Origin of the sequence: Avibacterium volantium (genome assembly GCF_900635775.1) — a bacterium.
GTDB lineage: Bacteria > Pseudomonadota > Gammaproteobacteria > Enterobacterales > Pasteurellaceae > Avibacterium > Avibacterium volantium.
Genome location: NZ_LR134167.1, coordinates 597586 through 619517 on the forward strand (window position 1 = coordinate 597586; position 21932 = coordinate 619517).

Sequence of the window (21932 nt, forward strand, 5' to 3'; positions counted from 1 at the left end):
AGTTTTTTTATGAGTCTTAATACTCAACCCGTTCAACCTAAAACACAAAAGCGTTCGCACGTTTTTTGGGTGAAGTTGATCCTCATCGTGGCGGCATTAATTTTTATTGCAATGATTGCGGCAAATATCTTTAAAGGAAAAATGATTGGTCAATATTTGGCAAGTATGCCAGAAACCGCCAACCCAGTTACCGCAATGAAAGTAGAAGCGAGAGAATGGACGCCAGTGATTGAAACCACAGGCTTAGTTCGTCCAAATCAAGGGGCGATGCTAAGTGCGCAAACCGCAGGCACAGTTGCCAACGTGTTGGTGCAATCAGGCCAAGCCGTGAAAAAAGGCGATGTGTTAGTACAGTTAGACAGCTCAGTGGAACAGGCAAATTTATCGGCTTCGCAAGCGCAGCTTTCTTCGGTGAAACAAACCTATCAACGTTATCTCAATCTTTATAAAACTAAAAGCGTGTCGCAGCAGGAATTGGATAATGCCAAAGCCAGTTACGATGCCTTAGTGGCCAATATTGATGCGTTAAAAGCTACTATTGAACGCCGCCAAATTGTTGCGCCTTTTGATGGCGTAGCGGGGATTGTGAAAGTGAACGTAGGACAATACGTTACTTTAGGCAGCCCAATTGTACGCGTGGAAGATCGTAGCCAAATGAAAGTGGATTTCTCCGTGGCACAAAATTCCTTAGAGCAATTACACTTAGATCAAAAAGTTACCGCAACGGCTGATGCCCTTTTAGGGGAAACCTTTGGGGCAAAAATCACCGCGATTGAGCCAGCAATTAACGGTTCAACAGGTTTAATTGATGTGCAAGCGACCTTTGATCAGCCTGAGGGCGAAAAATTATTGTCAGGAATGTTCACCCGTTTACGCATTGCCTTGCCAACAGAGCGCAACCAAGTTGTCGTGCCACAAGTGGCGGTGAGCTACAATATGTACGGAGAAATCGCCTACGTTTTAACCGCACTTTCTGATGAAGATAAACAGAAGCTATTAGATAACGATAAATTCCCGCACAAAGATGATATTGATAAAGTCTATCGTGCCAAACAAATCACTGTATTCACCAAAGATCGCCAAGGTATTTATGCCCAATTAAAAGGCGATGATGTGAAAGTGGGTGATTTAATCATCACAGGCGGTCAGCAACGCATCGGTAACGGCAGCTTAGTGTTTGTTACTGATAAAGCAGGCGTGGGAACAAGCGAACCTGTGAAGAAAACCAATCTTTAATTAGGAAATAGCGAATGAAATTTACAGATATATTTATTCGTCGCCCCATTTTAGCGGTTTCGATTAGCTTGCTGATTGTGATTTTAGGTCTGCAAGCCATTTCGAAATTGACGGTGCGTGAATATCCTAAAATGACCACCACGGTAATTAATGTTACCACCACTTACCCCGGGGCAGATGCCAATCTGATCCAAGCCTTTATTACGTCAAAATTAGAAGAAGCTGTGGCGCAGGCAGATAATATTGATTATATGTCCTCTGAAAGCCGTCCAAATGTGTCTTCGATTACGGTAAAAATGAAACTGAACACCGATCCAAACGCTGCACTGGCTGATGTGTTAGCGAAAGTGAACTCGGTACGTTCTGCTTTACCAAGTGGTATTGATGATCCTGCGATTACGTCTTCCACTGGGGGATCGGGGATTATGTACATCAGTTTCCGTTCTAACAAATTAGATGCAAGCCAAGTTACCGACTATATTGAACGTGTGGTAAAACCGCAGTTCTTTACCGTAGAAGGGGTGGCAAAAGTGTCAATTTTCGGGGCATCACAATATGCAATGCGTATTTGGTTAGATCCGCAAAAAATGGCATCGCAAAATCTTTCTGCGCCAGAAGTGATGGCGGCGTTATCAGCAAATAACGTGCAAACCGCCGCGGGGAATGATAACGGTTATTTCACGGTATATAAAAACAAAGTGGAAACCACCACGAAAACCGTAGAGCAGTTGCAAAATCTGATCGTGTATTCAAAAGGCGATAACCTCGTGCGTTTGCGTGATATTGCCGATGTGGAATTAAACAAAGAAAGCGATGACAGTCGTGCGGTGGCTAATGGTTCAGATTCTGTGGTGTTAGCCATTGATCCTGCCTCAACGGCAAACCCATTAACGGTGGCAGAAAATATTCGTCCATTATATGAAAGTATTAAACGTAATTTACCTGATAGTATTGAAACGGATATTCTTTACGACCGCACTATTGCAATTAACAGCTCCATTGACGAAGTGGTAAAAACCATTTTAGAAGCAACCATTATCGTATTGGTGGTGATCACGTTATTTATCGGTTCATTCCGTGCTATTTTGATCCCCGTTATTACCATTCCGATTTCCTTGATCGGGGTAATAATGATGCTGCAAGCCTTTGATTTCTCCATCAACTTGATGACCTTGCTGGCTTTAATTCTGGCTATCGGCTTGGTGGTGGACGATGCCATTGTGGTGCTAGAAAATGTGGATCGCCATATTAAACTGGGTGAAACCCCGTTCCGTGCAGCGATCATCGGTACAAGAGAAATTGCAACGCCAGTTATTTCAATGACTATCGCCTTGATTGCAGTATATTCCCCAATGGCATTAATGAGTGGGATTACCGGTTCATTGTTTAAAGAATTCGCCCTCACTCTTGCAGGTGCGGTATTTATTTCAGGGATTGTGGCATTAACCCTTTCGCCAATGATGAGTAGTAAATTACTCAAACCGCATACCGAGCCCTCAAAACTTGAGCAACGTATTGAAAATACCTTAGGAAAATTGACCCGCACTTATGAATATGTGCTTGGTATCGTGATGAATAGCCGTAAATTCGTGCTAGCCTTTGCCGTAGTGATTTTTGCCACCTTGCCGATGTTGTTTAATTCCCTTTCCAGTGAATTAACCCCTGCGGAAGATAAAGGTGCATTCCTTGCCTTGGGTACAGCGCCGGCAAATGTCAATGTGGATTATGTACAAGGGGCAATGAAAGGCTATGAAGAGATCTTAAAAAATACTGATGAAGTTGCCTTTTCTATGGTTATTTCGGGTGCGCCAGCCTCTAACCAATCACTTAACGTAGTTACCTTGAAAGATTGGAAAGAGCGTAGCCGAAAACAAAGTGAAGTATTAGCTGAGCTAAACAAAAAAGCGCAAGCGATTCCAGAAATTTCAGTGAGTGGCTTTGCCTTCCCAGAAATTGAAACTGGGGAACAAGGCCCGCCAGTGAGCTTTGTGATTAGCACGGCGAAAGATTACAAAGAGTTGGCTGAAGTGGCAGGCGCTTTCCTTGATAAAATGAAAAACTCTGGACAGTTTGTGTACACGACTTTAGCGTTGAAGTTTGATACTGCGCAAATGAAAGTAACCATTGATAAAGAGAAAGCGGGAACTTACGGCATATCAATGCAACAAATTAGCCAGACGTTAGGTAGCTATCTTTCTGCCGCAACCATCACTCGTGTGGACATTGATGGCCGTGCGTATAAAGTGATCTCGCAAGTAAAACGTAAAGATCGCCTTGCGCCAGAAAGTATGGATAACTACTTCGTGAAAGCAAGCAATGGTGAATCTGTGCCGTTAAGCAGTTTCTTAACTGTAACCCTTGAATCACAACCAAGTTCATTACCGCGCTTTAGCCAGTTAAATTCGGCGATTATCGGCGCTGTGCCGTCACCAACCACCAGTATTGGTGATGTGGTGAAATGGTTACAAGACACCGCGAATCAGGATTTACCACAAGGCTATAACTACGACTTCAAAGGCGAAGCCCGTCAGTTAGTACAAGAAGGAAATGCTTTAGCGGTAACCTTTGCCCTTGCGGTGATTATCATTTTCTTAGTGTTAGCGATTCAATTTGAATCTATCCGCGATCCATTAGTGATTATGATTTCCGTACCGCTTGCGGTGAGTGGGGCATTATTCGCCTTGAATTTATTCAGCTTGCTTGGCGTGGCAGGGGCAACCTTGAACATTTATTCGCAAGTGGGATTAATTACCCTTGTGGGCTTAATCACCAAGCACGGTATCTTAATGTGTGAAGTAGCAAAAGAAGAGCAGCTTTATCACCACAAAAACCGCCGTGAAGCGATTATGGCCGCCGCCACAGTCCGTTTACGTCCAATTTTGATGACCACAGCCGCAATGATCGCAGGTTTAATCCCATTGCTCTACGCCACAGGCGCAGGTGCGGTTTCTCGCTTTAGTATTGGTATTGTGATCGTTGCAGGGCTAGCAATCGGTACGCTATTTACCTTGTTCATCTTGCCAGTTATTTATACTTACATCGCAAGCGAACACAAACCATTGCCAGAGTTTGATGAAAATCAGCCCGCATTAGAAAATAATGCACAGCATTAATTAAGCATTAAAAATTAAAAGCTACCTTCGGGTAGCTTTTTTATTGGCATAATACAATAGCAAGTGCGGTGAGATTTTGTGAAATATTTATAAAAATCCGAGAAAAAACCACCGCACTTTAAAAATAAAAAATCTGCCCCAATGATTGAGTTAAATTGCCCTTTGCTGTAGACTAACGTCCCGTCTTATTACAATGATTATCAACTTTCATCTCAACAAATTAGGTTCGATTATGGCTACCAATTATATTTTTGTAACGGGCGGTGTTGTTTCTTCCCTAGGTAAAGGTATTGCTGCGGCATCTCTTGCAGCAATTTTAGAAGCCCGTGGTTTGAATGTAACCATTATGAAGCTGGATCCTTATATTAATGTGGATCCCGGCACAATGAGTCCAACGCAACACGGCGAAGTGTTTGTTACCCAAGACGGTGCAGAAACCGATCTCGATTTAGGACATTATGAGCGTTTTATTCGCACCAAAATGACCAAACGCAACAATTTCACCACCGGTAAAATTTATTCTGAAGTGCTACGCAAAGAACGCCGTGGTGATTATCTTGGTGCGACCATTCAAGTGATCCCACATATCACCAACGAAATTAAAGCCCGTGTGATTGACGGTGCAGCTGGCCACGATGTCGCGATTGTCGAAGTGGGCGGCACAGTGGGGGATATTGAATCCTTACCTTTCTTAGAAGCCTTGCGTCAGCTTGCGGTGCAAGTGGGGCGTGAGCGTACGATTTTTATGCACTTAACCCTTGTGCCTTATATTCCAACGGCAGGGGAAGTGAAAACCAAACCAACGCAACACTCGGTGAAAGAATTACTGTCTATTGGTATTCAGCCTGATGTGTTAATTTGCCGTTCTGATCGTATGGTTCCACCGAATGAGCGCGCCAAAATCGCCTTATTCTGTAATGTGCCAGAGCGTGCGGTGATTTCGTTAAAAGACGTGAACTCCATTTATCAAATTCCAGCTTTATTGAAATCGCAAGGCTTAGATGAATTTATTTGTCAGCGTTTCCATTTAGATTGTCCAGAGGCGGATTTAAGCGAATGGGAACAAGTGCTTTACCAGCAAGCCAACCCAACAGGCGAAGTAACCATTGGTATGGTGGGCAAATATACCGAATTGCCTGATGCCTATAAATCGGTGAACGAAGCGCTCAAACACGGTGGTTTGAAAAACCGTTTGAACGTGAATATCAAATACATTGATTCCGAAGATGTCGAAAGCAAAGGTACCGATGTACTGAAAGGCTTAGACGGTATTTTAGTACCAGGTGGCTTTGGTTATCGTGGCGTAGAAGGCAAAATTCGTACCGCGCAATATGCGCGTGAAAATAACATTCCTTACTTAGGTATTTGTTTAGGAATGCAAGTGGCGTTAATTGAATACGCGCGTCATAAAGCGGGATTAACCGAAGCCAACTCTACTGAATTTGATAAAGACTGCAAACAGCCTGTGGTTGGTTTGATTACCGAATGGCAAGATGCAGAAGGAAATATTGAAACTCGTAACGATCAATCTGATCTTGGTGGCACAATGCGTTTAGGCGCGCAACAATGTCATCTCGCCGAAGGTAGCCGTGCGCGTGAACTCTATGGTGCGGAAACCATTGAAGAGCGTCATCGTCATCGTTACGAAGTAAACAATACCCTGTTGCCACAAATTGAAAAAGCCGGTTTAAAAGTAACCGGATTATCTGCGGATAAAAAACTGGTGGAAATTATTGAAGTGCCTGAGCACCCTTGGTTTGTAGCTTGTCAGTTCCACCCTGAATTTACTTCAACCCCACGCGATGGTCACCCATTGTTTGAAGGTTTTGTGAAGGCGGCAAGAGAACATCAGAAAAATAGTTAAAAAGTAGTGTTTGGATCAAATAAGCATTATTTTTAACAAGACAAATTCGGAAAAACGCTTTACTATAAGCCCGATTTTTCAAGAATTCATTTTGAACTTAAAAGAGGAAAATAAAATGGCGAAAATCGTTAAAATTATTGGTCGTGAAATCATCGACTCTCGCGGTAACCCAACTGTGGAAGCAGAAGTTCACCTTGAAGGTGGTTTCGTAGGTCTTGCAGCTGCGCCATCTGGTGCATCAACAGGTTCTCGCGAAGCGTTAGAATTACGCGATGGCGATAAATCTCGTTTCTTAGGTAAAGGTGTATTAAAAGCGGTTGATGCTGTAAATGGTCCAATCGCACAAGCTTTAGTGGGTAAAGATGCCACTAATCAAGCTGAAATCGACCAAATTATGATCGACTTAGACGGCACTGAAAATAAATCTAAATTCGGTGCAAACGCAATTTTAGCGGTTTCTCTTGCTAACGCCAAAGCAGCGGCAGCATCTAAAGGTTTACCACTTTATGCGTGGATTGCTGAGCTTAACGGCACACCAGGTGTTTACTCAATGCCATTACCAATGATGAACATCATCAACGGTGGTGAACACGCAGATAACAACGTGGATATTCAAGAATTTATGATCCAACCAGTGGGTGCAAAAACGTTAAAAGAAGCACTACGCATTGGTGCTGAAGTGTTCCACAACCTTGCTAAAGTATTAAAATCTAAAGGTTTAAGCACTGCAGTGGGCGATGAAGGTGGTTTTGCACCAAACTTAGAATCAAATGCAGCAGCGCTTGCTTGTATCAAAGAAGCAGTAGAAAAAGCAGGCTATGTATTAGGTAAAGACGTTACCCTTGCAATGGACTGCGCATCATCTGAATTCTACAACAAAGAAAATGGTATGTACGAAATGAAAGGTGAAGGCAAATCATTCACTTCTCAAGAATTCACACACTACCTTGAAGAGCTTTGCAAAGAATACCCAATCGTTTCTATCGAAGATGGTCAAGATGAATCAGACTGGGAAGGTTTCGCTTACCAAACTAAAGTGTTAGGCGACAAAGTTCAATTAGTGGGTGATGATTTATTCGTAACTAACACCAAAATCTTAAAAGAAGGGATTGAACGCGGTATCGCAAACTCAATCTTAATCAAATTCAACCAAATCGGTTCATTAACTGAAACTTTAGCGGCAATCAAAATGGCGAAAGATGCAGGTTATACTGCAGTGATCTCTCACCGTTCTGGTGAAACTGAAGATGCAACTATCGCAGATTTAGCGGTAGGTACAGCAGCAGGTCAAATCAAAACAGGTTCAATGAGCCGTTCTGACCGTATTGCGAAATACAACCAATTAATCCGTATCGAAGAAGCATTAGGCGACAAAGCGCCATTCTTAGGATTAAAAGCGGTTAAAGGTCAAGCGTAATTTATTGCGTGATTCGCTTAAGCCACCGAGTTTTCGGTGGCTTTTTACTATCTAAAAATAGGAGATACAATGCTTTATTCTGTCCTTGATGAAAAACTAAAAATTGGTGAAAAATACCGTTGTGGCGCACATTCACCACAGCACGAACATTTACTGGTGATTTTTGAAGATGATGGCGAAACAGGCTATTTTTATGCCCTTGATCTTCACCAAAAAGCACAGCCTGTTGTGGATAGTCTTTTTGTGTATGCGGTGAGTGATATTGATAAAAATTCTTTAGCTGAGCCGCGAGATCTACAAATTTGTTGGTCAGAAAATGGTTACCAAGCCTTTTTACTGATTAATGGTTACCCGCACGCCGTGTTCGATTTTCACCAATTTGTGGGCTACAACCACAGCAAATATCCTGAGCCAAACTTTGAAAGTATGTGGGTGCACAAAGAAACCACACAAGAGCTTGTTAATCGATGGCTGATGAGATAGGTTTGGGTATATTAATTGCGTTCAAACTCAATTAAAACCACAGATTGCACAGCTATTTTGGTCATTTCTATTTTATTTTTTACTTTCTATTCCCTATAATGCGCGAAATTTTTTACCTCATTGATTATGAAAAAAATAGCGATAATTTCCACCGCACTTTTATTATTAAGCGGTTGCGGCACGGTGGTGAAATTGGTTGATCCTACCGAACCTTATGAAAGTTATGCTGGCACGAAATACGATTGGGAAATGACCCAAAAGTGGGGGCTGCCAATTTTAGATTTGCCGTTATCTTTTTTATTAGACACCGCATTATTGCCCTATGCGTGGGCGGAAGAATCGAAATGAAATTAAACGCACAGCAACAACAAGCCGTTCATTATGTGTCTGGGCCTTGCTTGGTTTTGGCGGGCGCAGGCTCTGGCAAAACTCGGGTGATCATTAATAAAATTGCCCATTTGATCGCAAATTGTGGTTATTCCGCCAAGCATATTGCAGCGGTAACCTTTACCAATAAAGCCGCACGCGAAATGAAAGAGCGGGTGGCACATTCCATCGGTAAAGATCAAAGCCGCGGCTTGACGATCTCCACTTTTCATACCCTTGGTTTCGACATTGTAAAGCGCGAACACAAGCATTTAGGGCTAAAATCGGCTATTACGTTGTTTGATGATTCCGATCAAATGGCGTTATTGAAAGAATTGACTAAGGATTTGTTACAAGAAGATAAAGATCTGCTGAAAGCCTTGATGACACGGATTTCGCGTTGGAAAAATGATCTTATTTTGCCTGCGCAAGCCCTTGCCACCGCACGAGATCCGCAAGAGCAGACCTTTGCGCAATGCTATCAGCGTTATGCCACGCAGTTGCGCGCTTATAATGCCCTAGATTTTGATGATTTAATTATGCAGCCAACCTTGTTGTTACGCGCAAATGCAGAAGTGCGGTCAAAATGGCAGGCAAAAATTCGCTATTTGCTGGTGGACGAATATCAAGATACCAACACCAGTCAATATGAATTAATCAAATTGTTGGTGGGCGAAGCCGCACGATTTACCGTGGTGGGAGATGACGATCAGTCTATCTATTCTTGGCGTGGGGCAAAACCACAAAATATGGCCCGCCTGAAAAATGATTTTCCGCAACTAGAAGTGATCAAACTTGAGCAGAATTACCGTTCCACAGGACGCATTTTGCATTGCGCCAATATTTTGATTGCCAATAACGATCACGTTTTTGACAAAAAATTATTTTCCACCTTAGGCGAAGGGGAAAAATTGCAGGTAATCGAAGCAAAAAATGAAGAACACGAAGCCGAGCGCGTGGTGGGTGAACTTATCGCCCATCGCTTTATGCGTAAAACCAAATACCGCGATTATGCCATTTTGTATCGTGGCAACCACCAATCGCGTTTGTTTGAAAAAGTGCTAATGCAAAACCGTATTCCTTATAAAATTTCGGGCGGCACGTCTTTTTTCTCAAGGGCAGAAATTAAAGATATGATGGCGTATCTGCGCGTGTTGGTGAATCAAGATGATGATGCCGCGCTGTTACGCATCATTAATACACCAAAGCGAGAAATCGGCACGGCAACTCTTGAAAAATTGGGATCATTGGCATCGGAAAAACATATTAGTTTATTTGAAGCGATTTTTGATTTTGAGTTAATTCAACGCGTTACCCCAAAAGCCTATAACGCCTTACAGCATTTTGCACGCTGGATTGTAGAACTCAATGATGAAATTTTGCGTGCTGAGCCTGAAGACGCTATTCGCCGAATGTTAAGCCAGTTACATTACGAAGAATATCTTTACGAAACCGCGACTTCACCAAGAATGGCGGAAGTGCAAAGTAAAAATGTGGCGACCTTATTCCAATGGGTGGCAGAAATGCTCAAAGGCGATGAGTTTAATGAGGCAATGACGCTCAACCAAGTAGTCGCGCGCTTAACTTTGCGTGATATGTTAGAACGTGGTGAAGAAGATGATGAAAGCGATCAAGTGCAATTGATGACCTTGCACGCGTCAAAAGGGCTGGAATTTCCCCACGTTTTCTTAGTGGGAATGGAAGAAAATATCCTGCCACATCAAACCAGTATTGATGAAGACAATGTGGAGGAAGAGCGCCGTTTAGCCTATGTCGGCATTACGCGTGCGCAACAAACATTGACCTTTTCCCTGTGTAAAGAGCGGCGACAATTTGGCGAAATTTTTAAACCAACGCCAAGCCGCTTTTTAGAGGAATTACCGCCAGATGATGTGCAATGGGAAAAAGACAAACCTGCAATGACCGCAGAAGAAAAGCAAAACCAAACAAAGAAAAATCTTGCTAATTTACGAGCGATTTTGAAAGGCTAGTTGATATTTATTCTTCGTTGTAGATAAATCATTCAAACAAACGATTATTTTCAAAAAATCGTTTGACTTATGTGAGGGCAATCCGTATTATACCGCCCACAAACCGATTGCGGTGAGATGGCCGAGAGGCTGAAGGCGCACCCCTGCTAAGGGTGTATAGGGGAAACTCTATCGAGGGTTCGAATCCCTCTCTCACCGCCATTTACTCAGGGCACCCGTAGCTCAGCTGGATAGAGTACTCGGCTACGAACCGAGCGGTCAGAGGTTCGAATCCTCTCGGGTGCGCCATTTTGTTGAACTCTACAACAAAATTAAAATGATTAAATGATTGGTAAGTAATATTCAAATACGCACCCGTAGCTCAGCTGGATAGAGTACTCGGCTACGAACCGAGCGGTCAAAGGTTCGAATCCTTTCGGGTGCGCCATTCTACTTTAATTCCTTTTATATTTTTTCACTCTTACTTCAAACAATTCTATTACTTTTGTTTATTTTCTATTGTTTTTTTAATCTAGAATCTGTGGCTGACTTAATGATAGAGCATAAATATTCGCCATAAAATGCGTTTGTTCACTATCAGGAATAGCAAGGGGAATAAGCTGCATTAGCTCGATATGACGCTGAAAAACTTGCGGAAAAACCACCGCACTTTGCATTTCAGCCAAAATTTCTTGGGCTAAAGGGTGGGCGGCATAACCGCGTTTAATTCGCCCTAACGCCATTGCAAAATGATTAAACAGCATAAAAACTTGCGGGCTTTCCACATCAGCGTGCCACTGTGTGTGCAAATGATCTCGGATATGCAACATCCATTGCACGATTTCTTCATCGATCAATTTTCGTTGTAATAAAAACGTTAATTGTTGCTGCAGCCTCATTGCCATCTCGACATCATTTTCAGGTTAGAAAGTGCGGTGATTTTTTGCGATAAATTTTATTTAAGCCTAACTTTACCGAAATCTCATCAAATAAAACAGTGCAGGGATCACAAATTTGTAGCAAAATACACAAAATTTTAAAAAAGGTAGTAATGAATGACGGATTTGGAGTTTTTTGCCGATTATGACGGCTTAATTTTTGATATGGACGGCACGGTAATCGACACAATGCCAAGCCATAAAAAAGCGTGGGATAAAGTGGGCGAAACCTTAGGTTACCCTTTAAATGGTGAGATGATTTACCAACTGGGTGGCGCACCAGTGAAAGTGATTGCTGAACAAATGATGAAAAAAGCCGCAATGCCAATGGAGTTGTTTGATGAAGTGATCCAGCTAAAACGCCAATATGGAATTGAATTAATTATGCAACACTCCACCTTGTTGCCAGCGGCGCAGGTGGTAAAGAAATTTGCTGGACAAAAACCTTTGGCGCTGGGAACAGGCTCGCACCGCAATGTGACCAATTTATTGCTCGATAAATTTGATTTGCACGCTTATTTTGATGCCGTGGTTACCGCAGAAGATGTGGCAAAGCACAAGCCAGAACCTGATACATTTTTGCGTTGCGCGGAATTAATCAAGGTGAATCCACAACGTTGCGTGGTGTTTGAAGATGCCGATCTTGGCGTGCAAGCAGGGCTTGCTGCTGGAATGGACGTCTTTGATGTCCGTATCAATCAACTGATTAAACAATAATTATGTTATCAAATAAGCAGAAAATGCTCGCAGGGCTGGCGCATAAACCTAATGATCCAGAATTAGCACAACTTCGCATTGAAAATAAAAAGCGCCTTTTTCAATACAATACGCAAATTTGCCCTTCTGAAACAGAAAAAAGAGCGGTGCTAATTCAGCAAATTTTAGGCAAATGCAAAAATGAACCCCATATTAACGCGCCGTTTTTTTGCGATTACGGCTGTTTTATTGAAGTGGGCGAAAACTTTTTTGCCAACTATAACTGCACAATATTGGATAACGGTGGCATCACCATTGGCGATAATGTGATGCTTGCGCCAAATGTGAGCCTCTATACCGTAGGCCACCCCCTTGATGCGGAATTACGCAGCCAAGATTGGGAACAAGCGCTGCCGATTACCATTGGCAATAATGTGTGGATTGGGGGAAATGCCATTATCTTAGGTGGCGTAACCATTGGCGACAACGTGGTGATTGGTGCAGGTGCAGTGGTGAGCAAAGATATTCCTGCCAATAGCCTTGTGGTGGGTAATCCTGCCAAAGTGCTTCGTCAAATTACCGAGCAAGATAGGCTAAATTATATTAACAAATATATGGCAGACTATGCTTGATTGGCTGACCGATGGGCTATTGGGATCAAATAGCCTGTGGATAATGTTTAGCAGCGCCTTTCTTAGCGCCACCGTATTACCCGGCAATTCGGAAATTATTTTCCTTTTTCTCACCGCACCTTTTATTGGCGCGGTTTTCTCTATTGATCTTTTTGAATTGCTTGTTGCTGCCGTACTTGGTAATACATTAGGTGGAATGACCACTTATATGATTGGACGTTGGTTTCCCAAATTAGAACAAAAAAATCTGCAACACAGCTGGGCATTGAACAACATTCAGCGCTATGGCATTTGGACATTATTATTAAGCTGGCTGCCCATTGTGGGCGATGCCTTTTGCGCAATGGCAGGCTGGTTGCGTTTTAACTGGTTGAAATCATTATTATTAATAATGATTGGAAAATTGTTTCGTTATACGTTGTTATTATTAATTAGCCAAATTTAAATAAAAAAATGCCACCTCGAAAGGTGGCGAATAACCTAAGGAACCAATTTTTATTAAACAACTGCAAGTTGCTATTTGTTGTGGAACGCTATACTAACATAACTTTAAGAAAATTTACAAAGAATTACAAAAAATAAATCAGGTTGTTCGCTTTTTGCACTTTGCTTATACTAGATCGGTGTCAAACAAGATGTTTTAGCCGATCAAGGAAAGAAAAAGCCACTCATAAAGAGTGGCAAAAATAACTTAAGGAATCAAATTTATTAAAACAACTGCAAGCTGCTATACTGTCAGACCGAATAATAACAGAAAAGTTCACGATAAGTTGAATTTTTTTTACAAAAATTTACATTTTATTCAGGAAAAGGAAAAATTATGCCATTACTCGATAGCTTTAAAGTGGATCACACCAAAATGAATGCGCCAGCAGTGCGTGTCGCCAAAACAATGCGTACCCCAAAAGGCGATGATATTACGATTTTCGATTTGCGTTTTTGTATCCCAAACAAAGAAATTCTGCCACCAAAGGGCATTCACACCTTGGAACACCTTTTCGCTGGTTTTATGCGCGATCACTTAAACAGCGAAAATGTAGAAATTATTGATATTTCGCCGATGGGTTGCCGCACTGGATTTTATATGTCCCTCATTGGCACACCAAACGAACAGCAAGTGGCGCAAGCGTGGCTCGCCTCAATGAAAGATATTTTACAGGTGAAAGATCAAAAAGAGATTCCAGAATTAAACGAATATCAATGCGGTACTTACACCGAACATTCCTTGCCCGAAGCCCATCAAATCGCGCAACACATTCTTGAACGTGGCGTAGGCGTAAACAAAAATGAAGATTTGCTACTCGATGAAAGTTTGTTAGCACAGTAAATTCTCACTGATAGAAGGAAAACACAATGACAACATTAGGGACTGCACTGACACCAAAAGCCACCAAAGTGATGATGTTAGGTTCTGGTGAGCTGGGTAAAGAAGTGGTAATTGAATTGCAACGCTTAGGTGTGGAAGTGATTGCGGTGGATCGTTATGAAAATGCGCCAGCGCAGCAAGTGGCGCACCGTGCTTATACCATTTCAATGCTTGATGGCGAGGCGTTGAAATCCTTGGTTGAAAAAGAACAGCCTGATTATATCGTGCCAGAAGTAGAGGCGATTGCCACAGAAACTTTGGTGGAATTAGAGCAAGCGGGCTTTAATGTTGTTCCTACGGCGAAAGCCACACGCTTAACAATGAATCGCGAAGGTATTCGCCGTTTGGCGGCAGAAGAATTAGGGCTGCCTACTTCGCCTTATCAATTTGTGGATAATTTTGCAGATTTTCAAAGTGCGGTGGAAAAAATTGGCGTTCCTTGTGTGGTGAAGCCGATTATGTCTTCTTCAGGACACGGACAAAGTATCGTGAAATCGTTTGATCAGCTACAAGCCGCTTGGGATTATGCCCAACAAGGTGGGCGCGCGGGAGCTGGGCGTGTGATTGTGGAGGGTTTTGTTAAATTTGATTATGAAATCACCTTGCTTACGGTTCGCCATATTGGTGGCACTTCATTCCTTGCGCCGATTGGTCATCGTCAAGAAAATGGCGATTATCGTGAATCTTGGCAGCCACAAGCAATGTCAGCGGAGGCATTAGCCAAAGCGCAGCAAATTGCGGAGAAAATTACTACCGCACTTGGCGGACGTGGGATTTTTGGCGTGGAAATGTTTGTAGCCGGGGACGATGTGATTTTCAATGAAGTTTCACCGCGTCCGCACGATACAGGAATGGTTACCCTTATCTCGCAAGAGCTGTCTGAGTTTGCCTTGCACGCCCGTGCGATTTTAGGTTTGCCGATTGCGCAAATTAATCTTATTAGCCCAGCAGCATCTAAAGCCATTGTGGTGGAAGGACATTCCAACCAAGTACAATTTGCGGGTTTAGAAAACGTGTTGGCTGAACCCAATACGGATATTCGTTTATTTGGTAAGGGAGAAGTGCAAGGCCATCGCCGAATGGGGGTAGTGCTAGCTCGCGATGAAAGTGTAGAAAAAGCCTTGCAAAAAGTGCAACGCGCTTACAACGAACTAGACATTATTTTATAACGAGTAGGCGAACAAGGTTCGCCTTTCTTACTAATTTAAGAATAAGTGCGCTGGAAAATGCGTGTGAATTTTAGAGCATGCAGAATTGTTCCGAAGCAGAAATGAAGCAATGGCAAAAAATGCGTAAACAATTAACGCCTATGCAACCCGAAATCCCACCGTTGCCACATAGCCTAAAATGCCGTAAAAAATCACCGCACTTAGGATAAGCAAGGCTTTGCCTTGTTGGGCATTGCGTTGATGAATGAGGTAAAGTATTCTTGCACTAATGCCTAAAATAAAAGGATAAACCCAGAAAAAAATCGACATCAACATAGTTTGCAAATCAGTTAAACTGGGGTTTTTCAGTAAATTTGGCGAGATAAGTAGCGCCAGGGGCCAAAGCAAAATAGGCAGGCAAAAAATAGCGAGCGCCCAAATGAAAGGGCTAAAGCCAGTGGGCATTTTTTGTTTGTTCATATCAATCATTTATTCAATTTTTCAGGAGAAGGGAATATAACAAATGAAGCGTCTATTTGGTAGTGAAATCAGTAATTTTGCTTTTTACTTTCGTGATTATATTGCACAGAAATATCAAGTCCCGCTTGAAGTGAGAGAGGAACAAACAAAATATGGCATTATGCTTGCGGTGTATGTGGCAGAAGATTGCCCATTATTAAACCAAATAGAGCAAGAGCGCGATGAATTTCTGCGCCGTCCTTTTGATGCGATGTACCAACAAGCCAGCTGGGAAACGGGCAAAATTGAACAAGCTGATGAAAATAAAGTGCGGTGGAAATTTCCTCGGTTTTCCCAGTGGAAACAACAAAAATTTACTGTTTTTTTAACCGCACTTTGTCTGATTATTTATCTTTTTCAGCTACTTGGTTTTAACCAAGACATTTTGCTAGCCACCCATTATCCAGAGAGCTATGCGGAACAATCCGAACTTTGGCGCTATTTCACGCATAGTCTTGTTCACCTTTCCCCTTGGCATATCACCTTCAATTTGGTGTGGTGGTGGATTTTTGCTGGGAAAATTGAACAGAAATTTGGCACAGCAACGCTGGTGCTGTTGTATCTGCTTTCTGCGTTTATTAGTGGTTTTGCGCAAAATATGGCATCAGGGCCTGCATTTTTCGGCTTATCTGGCGTGGTGTATGCGGTGCTAGGCTATGTTCTGGTATTGGATAAATTTAGTCGTCAGCACCCCTTTCATTTACCGCAAGGCTTTTTTACAATGCTCCTTGTTGGTATCGCCTTTGGTTTTGTTAGCCCCTTGATTGGCGTTTCTATGGGGAACACCGCGCACATCACGGGCTTATTAACGGGCGCTGTATTAGCCAGGGTAAAAATCTTGTTTGCCAAGCCACAAAAAACAATTTAAAAATAAACACAACATCAGGAAGAAGCAATGAAACAATCCCTTCGTCATAAAAAGATCATTTCGCTGGTGAAACAAAATGGTTATTTAAGCACGGAAGATTTAGTTAGCCTGCTTGGGGTTAGCCCACAGACCATTCGCCGCGATTTGAATGAACTGGCAGAAAATAATTTAATCAGCCGTCATCACGGTGGCGCGGCCTCCCCTTCCACATCAGAAAATTCTGATTATGTGGAACGTAAGCACTTCTTTTCAACAGAAAAAAGACGCATTGCCGAAGAAGTGGCGAAAATTATTCCCAATGGTTCATCGTTATTTATGGATATCGGCACAACCCCTGAGGCGGTGGCAAATGCCTTGTTAAATCACAAAAATTTACGCATTGTGACCAACAACCTGAACGCTGCTTACATTCTGATGCAAAATAAAAGTTTTGACATCACAATGGCGGGCGGATCGCTGCGCCAAGACGGTGGCATTATCGGTGAAGCCACCGTGGCATTTATCAAACAATTTCGCTTAGATTTTGGTATTCTCGGCATTAGCGCCATTGATAGTGATGGCACATTGCTGGATTATGATTATCACGAAGTGCAGGTAAAACGTGCGATTATGGAAAGCTCGCGTAGCACTATTTTAGCAACGGATCATTCCAAGTTTAACCGCCGCGCAATGGTATGTTTGGGATCACTCACCGAGCTGAGCCATTTGTTTACCGATACCCCACCGTCAGAGAGCATTATTCAGCTGTTAGAAGCAAGTAATACGCTAGTGCATATTTGTGAATAAAAAATTGGGCAATTAGCCCAATTTTTTTATAACTGGCGTGAAGATTAAATCGCCTTCGCCAACAACGTGATTGGGTGCAGGCAGGTTAGGCTGGTGGACATATCAATTTGCCATTTACAGGTTTCGCACTCTGAAATCACAAAATCGAATTTCCCTTCTTCAATATGCTCAAATAGGGTTTTACCAATGGCTTGGGAAACTTCATAGTTTTCTGCTTTAAAGCCGTAAGTGCCAGCAATACCACAACATTGGCTTGGTAGCATTACCACCTCTAAATCAGGAATCAGTTTCAGTAACGCAAGCGTATAAGGCGCCCAACCTGCTTTATCCACGTGGCAAGCGGTGTGATATGCCACTTTCAACGGCATTGATTTAAACTGCGGTGCGTTTTTACGTTGAAATAATTGATACAAATACTTCGTTACAATATTAATGTGTGGACGTACTTTTGCGTTATCCATTCCCAAAATATGATGATATTCATCACGCAAATTCATCGTACAGCTAGATGAAGTGCCAACTACATCAAGCTCTTGATTAATAATGGTATTTTCTAGCTGAGCAAGGTTAAATTCGGCAAGTTGTCTAGCACGTTTTGGAAAGCCATTTACGCTCAGTGGCAGTCCACAGCATTTTTCTTTTTCCAATAACAGCACGCCAATATCTAAGGCATTGAAAACCTTGATTAAATCCTTACCGAGTTGTGGATTATTATAGTTCACGTAACAGCCGTGATAGTATGCCACCTTGTCTTTGTAATAACGCTGACGCTCAAGGGCATTATTTTTATACCATTGACGGAATGAGCCAAAAGAATATTTCGGCAAACTGCGGTGTTGGCTAACTTTTAAGGTTTTTTCCAGTAAGAATTTCGTGGCTTTTAAGCCTGTAATGGTATTCACCACAGGGGCAAAAGGGGTGTTGAGTTTGCCCATTATGTCGGTGTTACTTAGCACCGCATCGCGTAATTTATGAATGAGCGATTTTTTCTGTTCTTTCAAATGGTTATTTCTCGCCCGCACGATTAAATCGCCAATTTTCACATCAGAAGGGCAAGCCACTTCACAGCGTTTGCAGTTGGTACAATATTTCAGTGCTTCATCATAGAATGCGGCACTTTTTAGGCGAAAACGTTCCCCATCTGGACCAGCTTGCTTCGGACCAGGGTAGAGCGGGTTTTGCTTCGACACGGGGCAAACCGCCGTGCAAGCCGTACATTTTATGCAGCTCTCAAAACTGTTATCCATATATTGATGTGTGGGTGGCAAGGCGGCATTTTGTTTCGCATTTTCGATTAATTGTTGAATGTTCATTATTTGCCCCCTGCAAGAATCTGTTCTGCCACGGTGAGCGCGGTAACCACCGCCACGCCCGAGCTACAACCGAGTTCTAAATTATTGTAACCGCCAATCACTGAGCCAATAGCGTATAAATTCGCTAAAATCTCACCGCACTTTTGCACTTGGCATTTTTCGTTAATTTTCACCCCCGCACTTTGATAAGGTTGCGGAGCGGAAAAGCGATCTCTTGTCCAAGAAAGGCGGTTGCCATTATCAAAATCGCCGTTGCCGATAATATCGAGATCAAAAATAGGCTCAAGAACCCGTTCAAATTCCGCCACAATCCCCGAGCTAAAATAATGCCCCGAAGCCAGCACAAAATGCTCAGCATAAAGTGCATCATCTTGATGTAATTGCGTGTAAAGGGCTTTCACTTGGTGATCCTCAATATCCGCCCGCAACGCTTTGTCGCCATTGAGCATTACACCGCCCAACTTTTCAAAATGATCTCGCAGGGCTTTTCGCTGACGCATTCCCAGTAAAGAAGGCGGTAGTGTTGGTAGTTCAAATAAATTTAGCCCTGTCGCCTGTTTGAGGCTGTTGAAGAAATGATTGTCGCTCATTCCAAAACAGGCGGGTAAAAACACCGCACTTGCGTTTCCTGCGGCTTGTTGGATTTCTCGCACTAACTCGCCGAACGCCAGTTTATGCTCCAGTACTTGGGAAATATTGACGCTACGAAATTCCCGTGCGTTGTTGCGAAGTTGGTCTAATTGCGGAATGTGCAAATAGCCAATACTCACATCACAATGGGCAAATTGCGGATTTTGTTTTAAGTTATCCGCTAATAATTGTGGTTGGAAATCGTGGTAACCCTCAATGCCTAGCACTACAATGCGTTTATGGGGAAATTCAGCTTGTGATAATGGCAAGGTTGGCACGCTGTTTGCCGAAAGCCAAGTTCGACGTAAACCGCCCAAAGGAGTAACACGGAGATGATTTTCTTTATGTGAGCCAAGCAGATCCAAATTGAGCGATTGGGCTAATTGTTCAAAGTGTTCTGCTTTAGCAAGCACCTGATCTTTTCCCAATAAGGTATAGGGGTGATGTGGCACTTGCTCAGCAAAGTGCGGGTAAAAATCTGCAAAATTTTCCACCGCACTTCCATCTGGAAGCTGGCTGAGTAAATCTAACGAGCCAGAGGAAAAATCCATCGCCGCTTGTCCGTTGTTTACGATGGCACAATGTTTACCTTGTTGTTGCAAGGCGATACCGCAGGTTAGCCCTGCCAATCCGCCACCGATAATAATCACATCAAATTTCATTGCTGTCTGTCCCCTGTGTGGCTTGTTCATCAAGTGGTTTAACATCATTCAAACCGAGTAAACTGTAATAAATCCAGCTGGTAAATTCTGCTTCGCGCACCGCTTCTCCCCACGCAATAGGCTGAATTCCCCGCCAACGTTCTTCCATAAAAGAAGCCAGTTGAGTGGTAGATTGGCGTGGTGTGGCAACATTAAAACGCGCCATTAAGCCTGCAGCACGACAGGCGCAAAGTTCCGCTTGGCAGGTTCCCATTCCTACACGGGTGCGGCGGCGTAAATCCACCAAGTTATTCACTTTGAGTTCATCAACGGCATAACGAATTTCCCCTGCACTCACCGCTTCACATTCACAAACCAAGGAACGATCTAAGCGTTCTTGATCGAGCAATTTGGTGGCTCGCTGGCCGTGGCGATATACCGCAGAAATTTTAATTGGTGTTGGCAGTGAAATAATTTGTTTGTAGGTTTCTTCTTGTGTTGCGCCTGAACCCGGTAAAGGTTGGCTAGCAGTGGTACAAGTGGCAGATTTATTGAGTTTTTTGCACACCAAATCCGTTGCCCATTCTGCCATTAAACGATAGGTCATTAATTTCCCACCTGTGATGGTAACAAAACCCTCCAACCCATCACGTTCTGCGTGATCGAGCAACACAATGCCACGGCTCACGTTGCGTCCTGAAGGATCGTCATCAGTGGCAACCAGTGGGCGCACGCCAGCATAAGCACGCAGCACACGGGTATGGCGTAGGGAAGGGGCGAGTTTTTCCCCTTCACGGAACAAAATATCCACTTCTTCAGGTGTTACCACCATATTATCAATTTGATCATAAGGAATACGGCTTGAGGTCGTACCGATCACGCAAATGGTATCCCCCGGCACGAGAATATCAGCATCGGCAGGCTTACGGCAGCGGTTAATCACTAGATTATTAATGCGGTGGCCCATAATTAACAGCGCCCCTTTGGCTGGGAACATTCGGATTTTCAGATCGGCAGATTCGGCAATGCCTTGTCCCCAGATCCCACCTGCATTCACCACAACAGGGGCAAAAAATAAGCGTTCTACTTTATTTTTATGATCGTAAACTTTCGTCCCAATCACGCGATCACCCTCGCGGATTAGCCCTTTTACTTCGCAATAGGTGAAAATTTTTGCGCCACGCTCGCTGGCATCAAGCATATTGGCGGAAGTGAGGCGGAAAGGATCGATTGAGCCATCAGGCACCACCACCGCGCCCACTAAATTCGGATTGACCGAAGGCTCTAAGCGTCTGGCTAAATCAGGCTCAATCGCCACCGCTTCAATGCCAGCATTATCGCAAGCGGTAAGAAAGGTTTTTTGATAGGCCGAATCATCTTCAGGCAGCGTGATAAATAGCCCTTTGGTGTCTTCAATACAATGGCGAGCAATGTTTTTCAGGATCAAATTTTCTTGAATACATTCGCGTGCGGATTCTTCATCATTCACCGCATAACGCGCGCCACTGTGCAACAGCCCGTGGTTACGCCCTGTTGCTCCTGTGGCAATATCACGGCGTTCCAACAACACACAATTAATGCCACGCAACGCACAATCGCGTGCAATCCCCGCACCCGTTGCGCCGCCGCCAATGATGATCACGTCCGTATTGATAGGCGAAAAGTCCTGTGCATTTTGATAAAAGTGCGGTGATTTTTTCATCGCTTTTCCCCCACATTAAATTTGTAAATAAAAAGATAAGATTAACAGCTCTATCATACGATAAATGTTCGTTTTAGAAAATAAAATGAGCGAATTTGTATTAAATTATGTGAGGTAGATCACTATTTATCCGTCATTGAAAAGTTTTTGTTATTTTTTTGTGATAAACATCACATCTTAAACTTTATCTGCTTTTCGTTTTTTATTTTCTCGCTATGATATGTTGGAAATGTTCGTAAAAGAA

General features: G+C 43.0%; 19 protein-coding genes and 3 tRNA genes. 17 read left to right on the top strand and 5 right to left on the bottom strand.

The features are described from left to right. Window positions 1-9: 9 nt before the first annotated feature. The 10 genes from acrA to ELZ61_RS02975 all read left to right on the top strand — a co-directional run bounded on the left by acrA (window position 10) and on the right by ELZ61_RS02975 (window position 10897). Window positions 10-1236, top strand: coding sequence for a multidrug efflux RND transporter periplasmic adaptor subunit AcrA (gene acrA / locus ELZ61_RS02930; RefSeq protein ID WP_115248511.1), 1227 nt, complete (start codon window positions 10-12; stop codon window positions 1234-1236). 14 nt (window positions 1237-1250) lie between these two features. Continuing rightward, window positions 1251-4349, top strand: a complete 3099-nt coding sequence (gene acrB, locus ELZ61_RS02935; protein ID WP_126371308.1) for a multidrug efflux RND transporter permease subunit AcrB — start codon at window positions 1251-1253, stop codon at window positions 4347-4349. 232 nt (window positions 4350-4581) lie between these two features. Next, complete coding sequence (gene pyrG / locus ELZ61_RS02940; RefSeq protein ID WP_103855588.1) at window positions 4582-6213, top strand: glutamine hydrolyzing CTP synthase; 1632 nt, start codon at window positions 4582-4584, stop codon at window positions 6211-6213. Window positions 6214-6328: 115 nt separating this feature from the next. Further along, window positions 6329-7630: a phosphopyruvate hydratase gene (eno, locus tag ELZ61_RS02945; protein ID WP_103855589.1), complete on the top strand. Its 1302-nt coding sequence runs from the start codon at window positions 6329-6331 to the stop codon at window positions 7628-7630. 69 nt (window positions 7631-7699) lie between these two features. Further along, window positions 7700-8113, top strand: a complete 414-nt coding sequence (locus tag ELZ61_RS02950; protein ID WP_126371310.1) for a DUF2251 domain-containing protein — start codon at window positions 7700-7702, stop codon at window positions 8111-8113. Between the two features lie 126 nt (window positions 8114-8239). Next, window positions 8240-8461, top strand: coding sequence for a YceK/YidQ family lipoprotein (locus ELZ61_RS02955; protein WP_103854250.1), 222 nt, complete (start codon window positions 8240-8242; stop codon window positions 8459-8461). Next, window positions 8458-10470 carry a DNA helicase Rep gene (rep, locus tag ELZ61_RS02960; protein WP_126371312.1) on the top strand — a complete coding sequence of 671 codons (2013 nt, stop codon included), beginning with the start codon at window positions 8458-8460 and terminating at the stop codon, window positions 10468-10470. Before ELZ61_RS02955 ends, rep begins: the two co-directional genes overlap by 4 nt. A 111-nt stretch (window positions 10471-10581) precedes the next feature. After that, window positions 10582-10671 (top strand) — tRNA-Ser (locus ELZ61_RS02965). Between the two features lie 10 nt (window positions 10672-10681). Continuing rightward, window positions 10682-10758, top strand: a tRNA-Arg gene (locus tag ELZ61_RS02970). A 62-nt stretch (window positions 10759-10820) separates the two neighbouring features. Continuing rightward, window positions 10821-10897, top strand: a tRNA-Arg gene (locus ELZ61_RS02975). 79 nt (window positions 10898-10976) lie between these two features. Here ELZ61_RS02975 and ELZ61_RS02980 read toward each other — a convergent pair. Next, window positions 10977-11348, bottom strand: coding sequence for a hypothetical protein (locus tag ELZ61_RS02980; protein ID WP_126373563.1), 372 nt, complete (start codon window positions 11346-11348; stop codon window positions 10977-10979). A gap of 156 nt (window positions 11349-11504) precedes the next feature. On the opposite strand from ELZ61_RS02980, the gene ELZ61_RS02985 reads away from it, so the two are divergent. The 5 genes from ELZ61_RS02985 to purT all read left to right on the top strand — a co-directional run bounded on the left by ELZ61_RS02985 (window position 11505) and on the right by purT (window position 15250). Beyond that, on the top strand, window positions 11505-12104 hold the full coding sequence (locus ELZ61_RS02985; RefSeq protein WP_126371314.1) for a beta-phosphoglucomutase family hydrolase: 600 nt from the start codon (window positions 11505-11507) through the stop codon (window positions 12102-12104). A gap of 2 nt (window positions 12105-12106) precedes the next feature. Further along, complete coding sequence (locus ELZ61_RS02990) at window positions 12107-12715, top strand: sugar O-acetyltransferase (protein WP_126371316.1); 609 nt, start codon at window positions 12107-12109, stop codon at window positions 12713-12715. Further along, entirely contained in the window at window positions 12708-13160 is a 453-nt protein-coding gene (locus ELZ61_RS02995; RefSeq protein ID WP_126371318.1) for a YqaA family protein, read from the top strand. Before ELZ61_RS02990 ends, ELZ61_RS02995 begins: the two co-directional genes overlap by 8 nt. 375 nt (window positions 13161-13535) lie before the next feature. After that, complete coding sequence (gene luxS, locus ELZ61_RS03000; RefSeq protein ID WP_103855833.1) at window positions 13536-14042, top strand: S-ribosylhomocysteine lyase; 507 nt, start codon at window positions 13536-13538, stop codon at window positions 14040-14042. Window positions 14043-14068: 26 nt separating this feature from the next. Then, window positions 14069-15250: a formate-dependent phosphoribosylglycinamide formyltransferase gene (gene purT / locus ELZ61_RS03005; RefSeq protein ID WP_126371320.1), complete on the top strand. Its 1182-nt coding sequence runs from the start codon at window positions 14069-14071 to the stop codon at window positions 15248-15250. Between the two features lie 138 nt (window positions 15251-15388). On the opposite strand, the gene ELZ61_RS03010 is transcribed toward purT, so the two are convergent. Continuing rightward, window positions 15389-15709: a DUF5389 domain-containing protein gene (locus ELZ61_RS03010; protein ID WP_126371323.1), complete on the bottom strand. Its 321-nt coding sequence runs from the start codon at window positions 15707-15709 to the stop codon at window positions 15389-15391. 43 nt (window positions 15710-15752) lie between these two features. Between ELZ61_RS03010 and ELZ61_RS03015 the strand changes: the two genes are divergently transcribed. Together ELZ61_RS03015 and ELZ61_RS03020 are read left to right on the top strand one after the other, a co-directional pair. After that, window positions 15753-16616, top strand: coding sequence for a rhomboid family intramembrane serine protease (locus tag ELZ61_RS03015; RefSeq protein ID WP_126371325.1), 864 nt, complete (start codon window positions 15753-15755; stop codon window positions 16614-16616). Window positions 16617-16643: 27 nt separating this feature from the next. Beyond that, entirely contained in the window at window positions 16644-17402 is a 759-nt protein-coding gene (locus ELZ61_RS03020) for a DeoR/GlpR family transcriptional regulator (protein WP_103854240.1), read from the top strand. A gap of 44 nt (window positions 17403-17446) precedes the next feature. Here ELZ61_RS03020 and glpC read toward each other — a convergent pair whose 3' ends face one another. From glpC to glpA, 3 genes are read right to left on the bottom strand one after another with little or no spacing between them, the layout of a single operon-like run. Next, the gene (gene glpC, locus ELZ61_RS03025; RefSeq protein WP_126371327.1) at window positions 17447-18715 is read right to left on the bottom strand and encodes an anaerobic glycerol-3-phosphate dehydrogenase subunit GlpC; all 1269 of its coding nucleotides are present in this window, start codon (window positions 18713-18715) and stop codon (window positions 17447-17449) included. Beyond that, entirely contained in the window at window positions 18715-20007 is a 1293-nt protein-coding gene (gene glpB / locus ELZ61_RS03030; RefSeq protein WP_126373565.1) for a glycerol-3-phosphate dehydrogenase subunit GlpB, read from the bottom strand. The genes glpC and glpB overlap by 1 nt, the downstream gene beginning before the upstream one ends. Next, window positions 19997-21688 carry an anaerobic glycerol-3-phosphate dehydrogenase subunit A gene (glpA, locus tag ELZ61_RS03035; protein WP_126371330.1) on the bottom strand — a complete coding sequence of 564 codons (1692 nt, stop codon included), beginning with the start codon at window positions 21686-21688 and terminating at the stop codon, window positions 19997-19999. The genes glpB and glpA overlap by 11 nt, the downstream gene beginning before the upstream one ends. Between the last annotated feature and the right edge of the window lie 244 nt (window positions 21689-21932).

Excerpts from the sequence above, each read along its gene's own strand:
- acrA (WP_115248511.1), top strand. The coding sequence starts at position 10 with ATGAGTCTTAATACTCAACCCGTTCAACCTAAAACACAAAAGCGTTCG.
- acrB (WP_126371308.1), top strand. The coding sequence starts at position 1,251 with ATGAAATTTACAGATATATTTATTCGTCGCCCCATTTTAGCGGTTTCG.
- pyrG (WP_103855588.1), top strand. The coding sequence starts at position 4,582 with ATGGCTACCAATTATATTTTTGTAACGGGCGGTGTTGTTTCTTCCCTA.
- eno (WP_103855589.1), top strand. The coding sequence starts at position 6,329 with ATGGCGAAAATCGTTAAAATTATTGGTCGTGAAATCATCGACTCTCGC.
- ELZ61_RS02950 (WP_126371310.1), top strand. The coding sequence starts at position 7,700 with ATGCTTTATTCTGTCCTTGATGAAAAACTAAAAATTGGTGAAAAATAC.
- ELZ61_RS02955 (WP_103854250.1), top strand. The coding sequence starts at position 8,240 with ATGAAAAAAATAGCGATAATTTCCACCGCACTTTTATTATTAAGCGGT.
- rep (WP_126371312.1), top strand. The coding sequence starts at position 8,458 with ATGAAATTAAACGCACAGCAACAACAAGCCGTTCATTATGTGTCTGGG.
- ELZ61_RS02980 (WP_126373563.1), bottom strand. The coding sequence starts at position 11,348 with ATGAGGCTGCAGCAACAATTAACGTTTTTATTACAACGAAAATTGATC.
- ELZ61_RS02985 (WP_126371314.1), top strand. The coding sequence starts at position 11,505 with ATGACGGATTTGGAGTTTTTTGCCGATTATGACGGCTTAATTTTTGAT.
- ELZ61_RS02990 (WP_126371316.1), top strand. The coding sequence starts at position 12,107 with ATGTTATCAAATAAGCAGAAAATGCTCGCAGGGCTGGCGCATAAACCT.
- ELZ61_RS02995 (WP_126371318.1), top strand. The coding sequence starts at position 12,708 with ATGCTTGATTGGCTGACCGATGGGCTATTGGGATCAAATAGCCTGTGG.
- luxS (WP_103855833.1), top strand. The coding sequence starts at position 13,536 with ATGCCATTACTCGATAGCTTTAAAGTGGATCACACCAAAATGAATGCG.
- purT (WP_126371320.1), top strand. The coding sequence starts at position 14,069 with ATGACAACATTAGGGACTGCACTGACACCAAAAGCCACCAAAGTGATG.
- ELZ61_RS03010 (WP_126371323.1), bottom strand. The coding sequence starts at position 15,709 with ATGAACAAACAAAAAATGCCCACTGGCTTTAGCCCTTTCATTTGGGCG.
- ELZ61_RS03015 (WP_126371325.1), top strand. The coding sequence starts at position 15,753 with ATGAAGCGTCTATTTGGTAGTGAAATCAGTAATTTTGCTTTTTACTTT.
- ELZ61_RS03020 (WP_103854240.1), top strand. The coding sequence starts at position 16,644 with ATGAAACAATCCCTTCGTCATAAAAAGATCATTTCGCTGGTGAAACAA.
- glpC (WP_126371327.1), bottom strand. The coding sequence starts at position 18,715 with ATGAACATTCAACAATTAATCGAAAATGCGAAACAAAATGCCGCCTTG.
- glpB (WP_126373565.1), bottom strand. The coding sequence starts at position 20,007 with ATGAAATTTGATGTGATTATTATCGGTGGCGGATTGGCAGGGCTAACC.
- glpA (WP_126371330.1), bottom strand. The coding sequence starts at position 21,688 with ATGAAAAAATCACCGCACTTTTATCAAAATGCACAGGACTTTTCGCCT.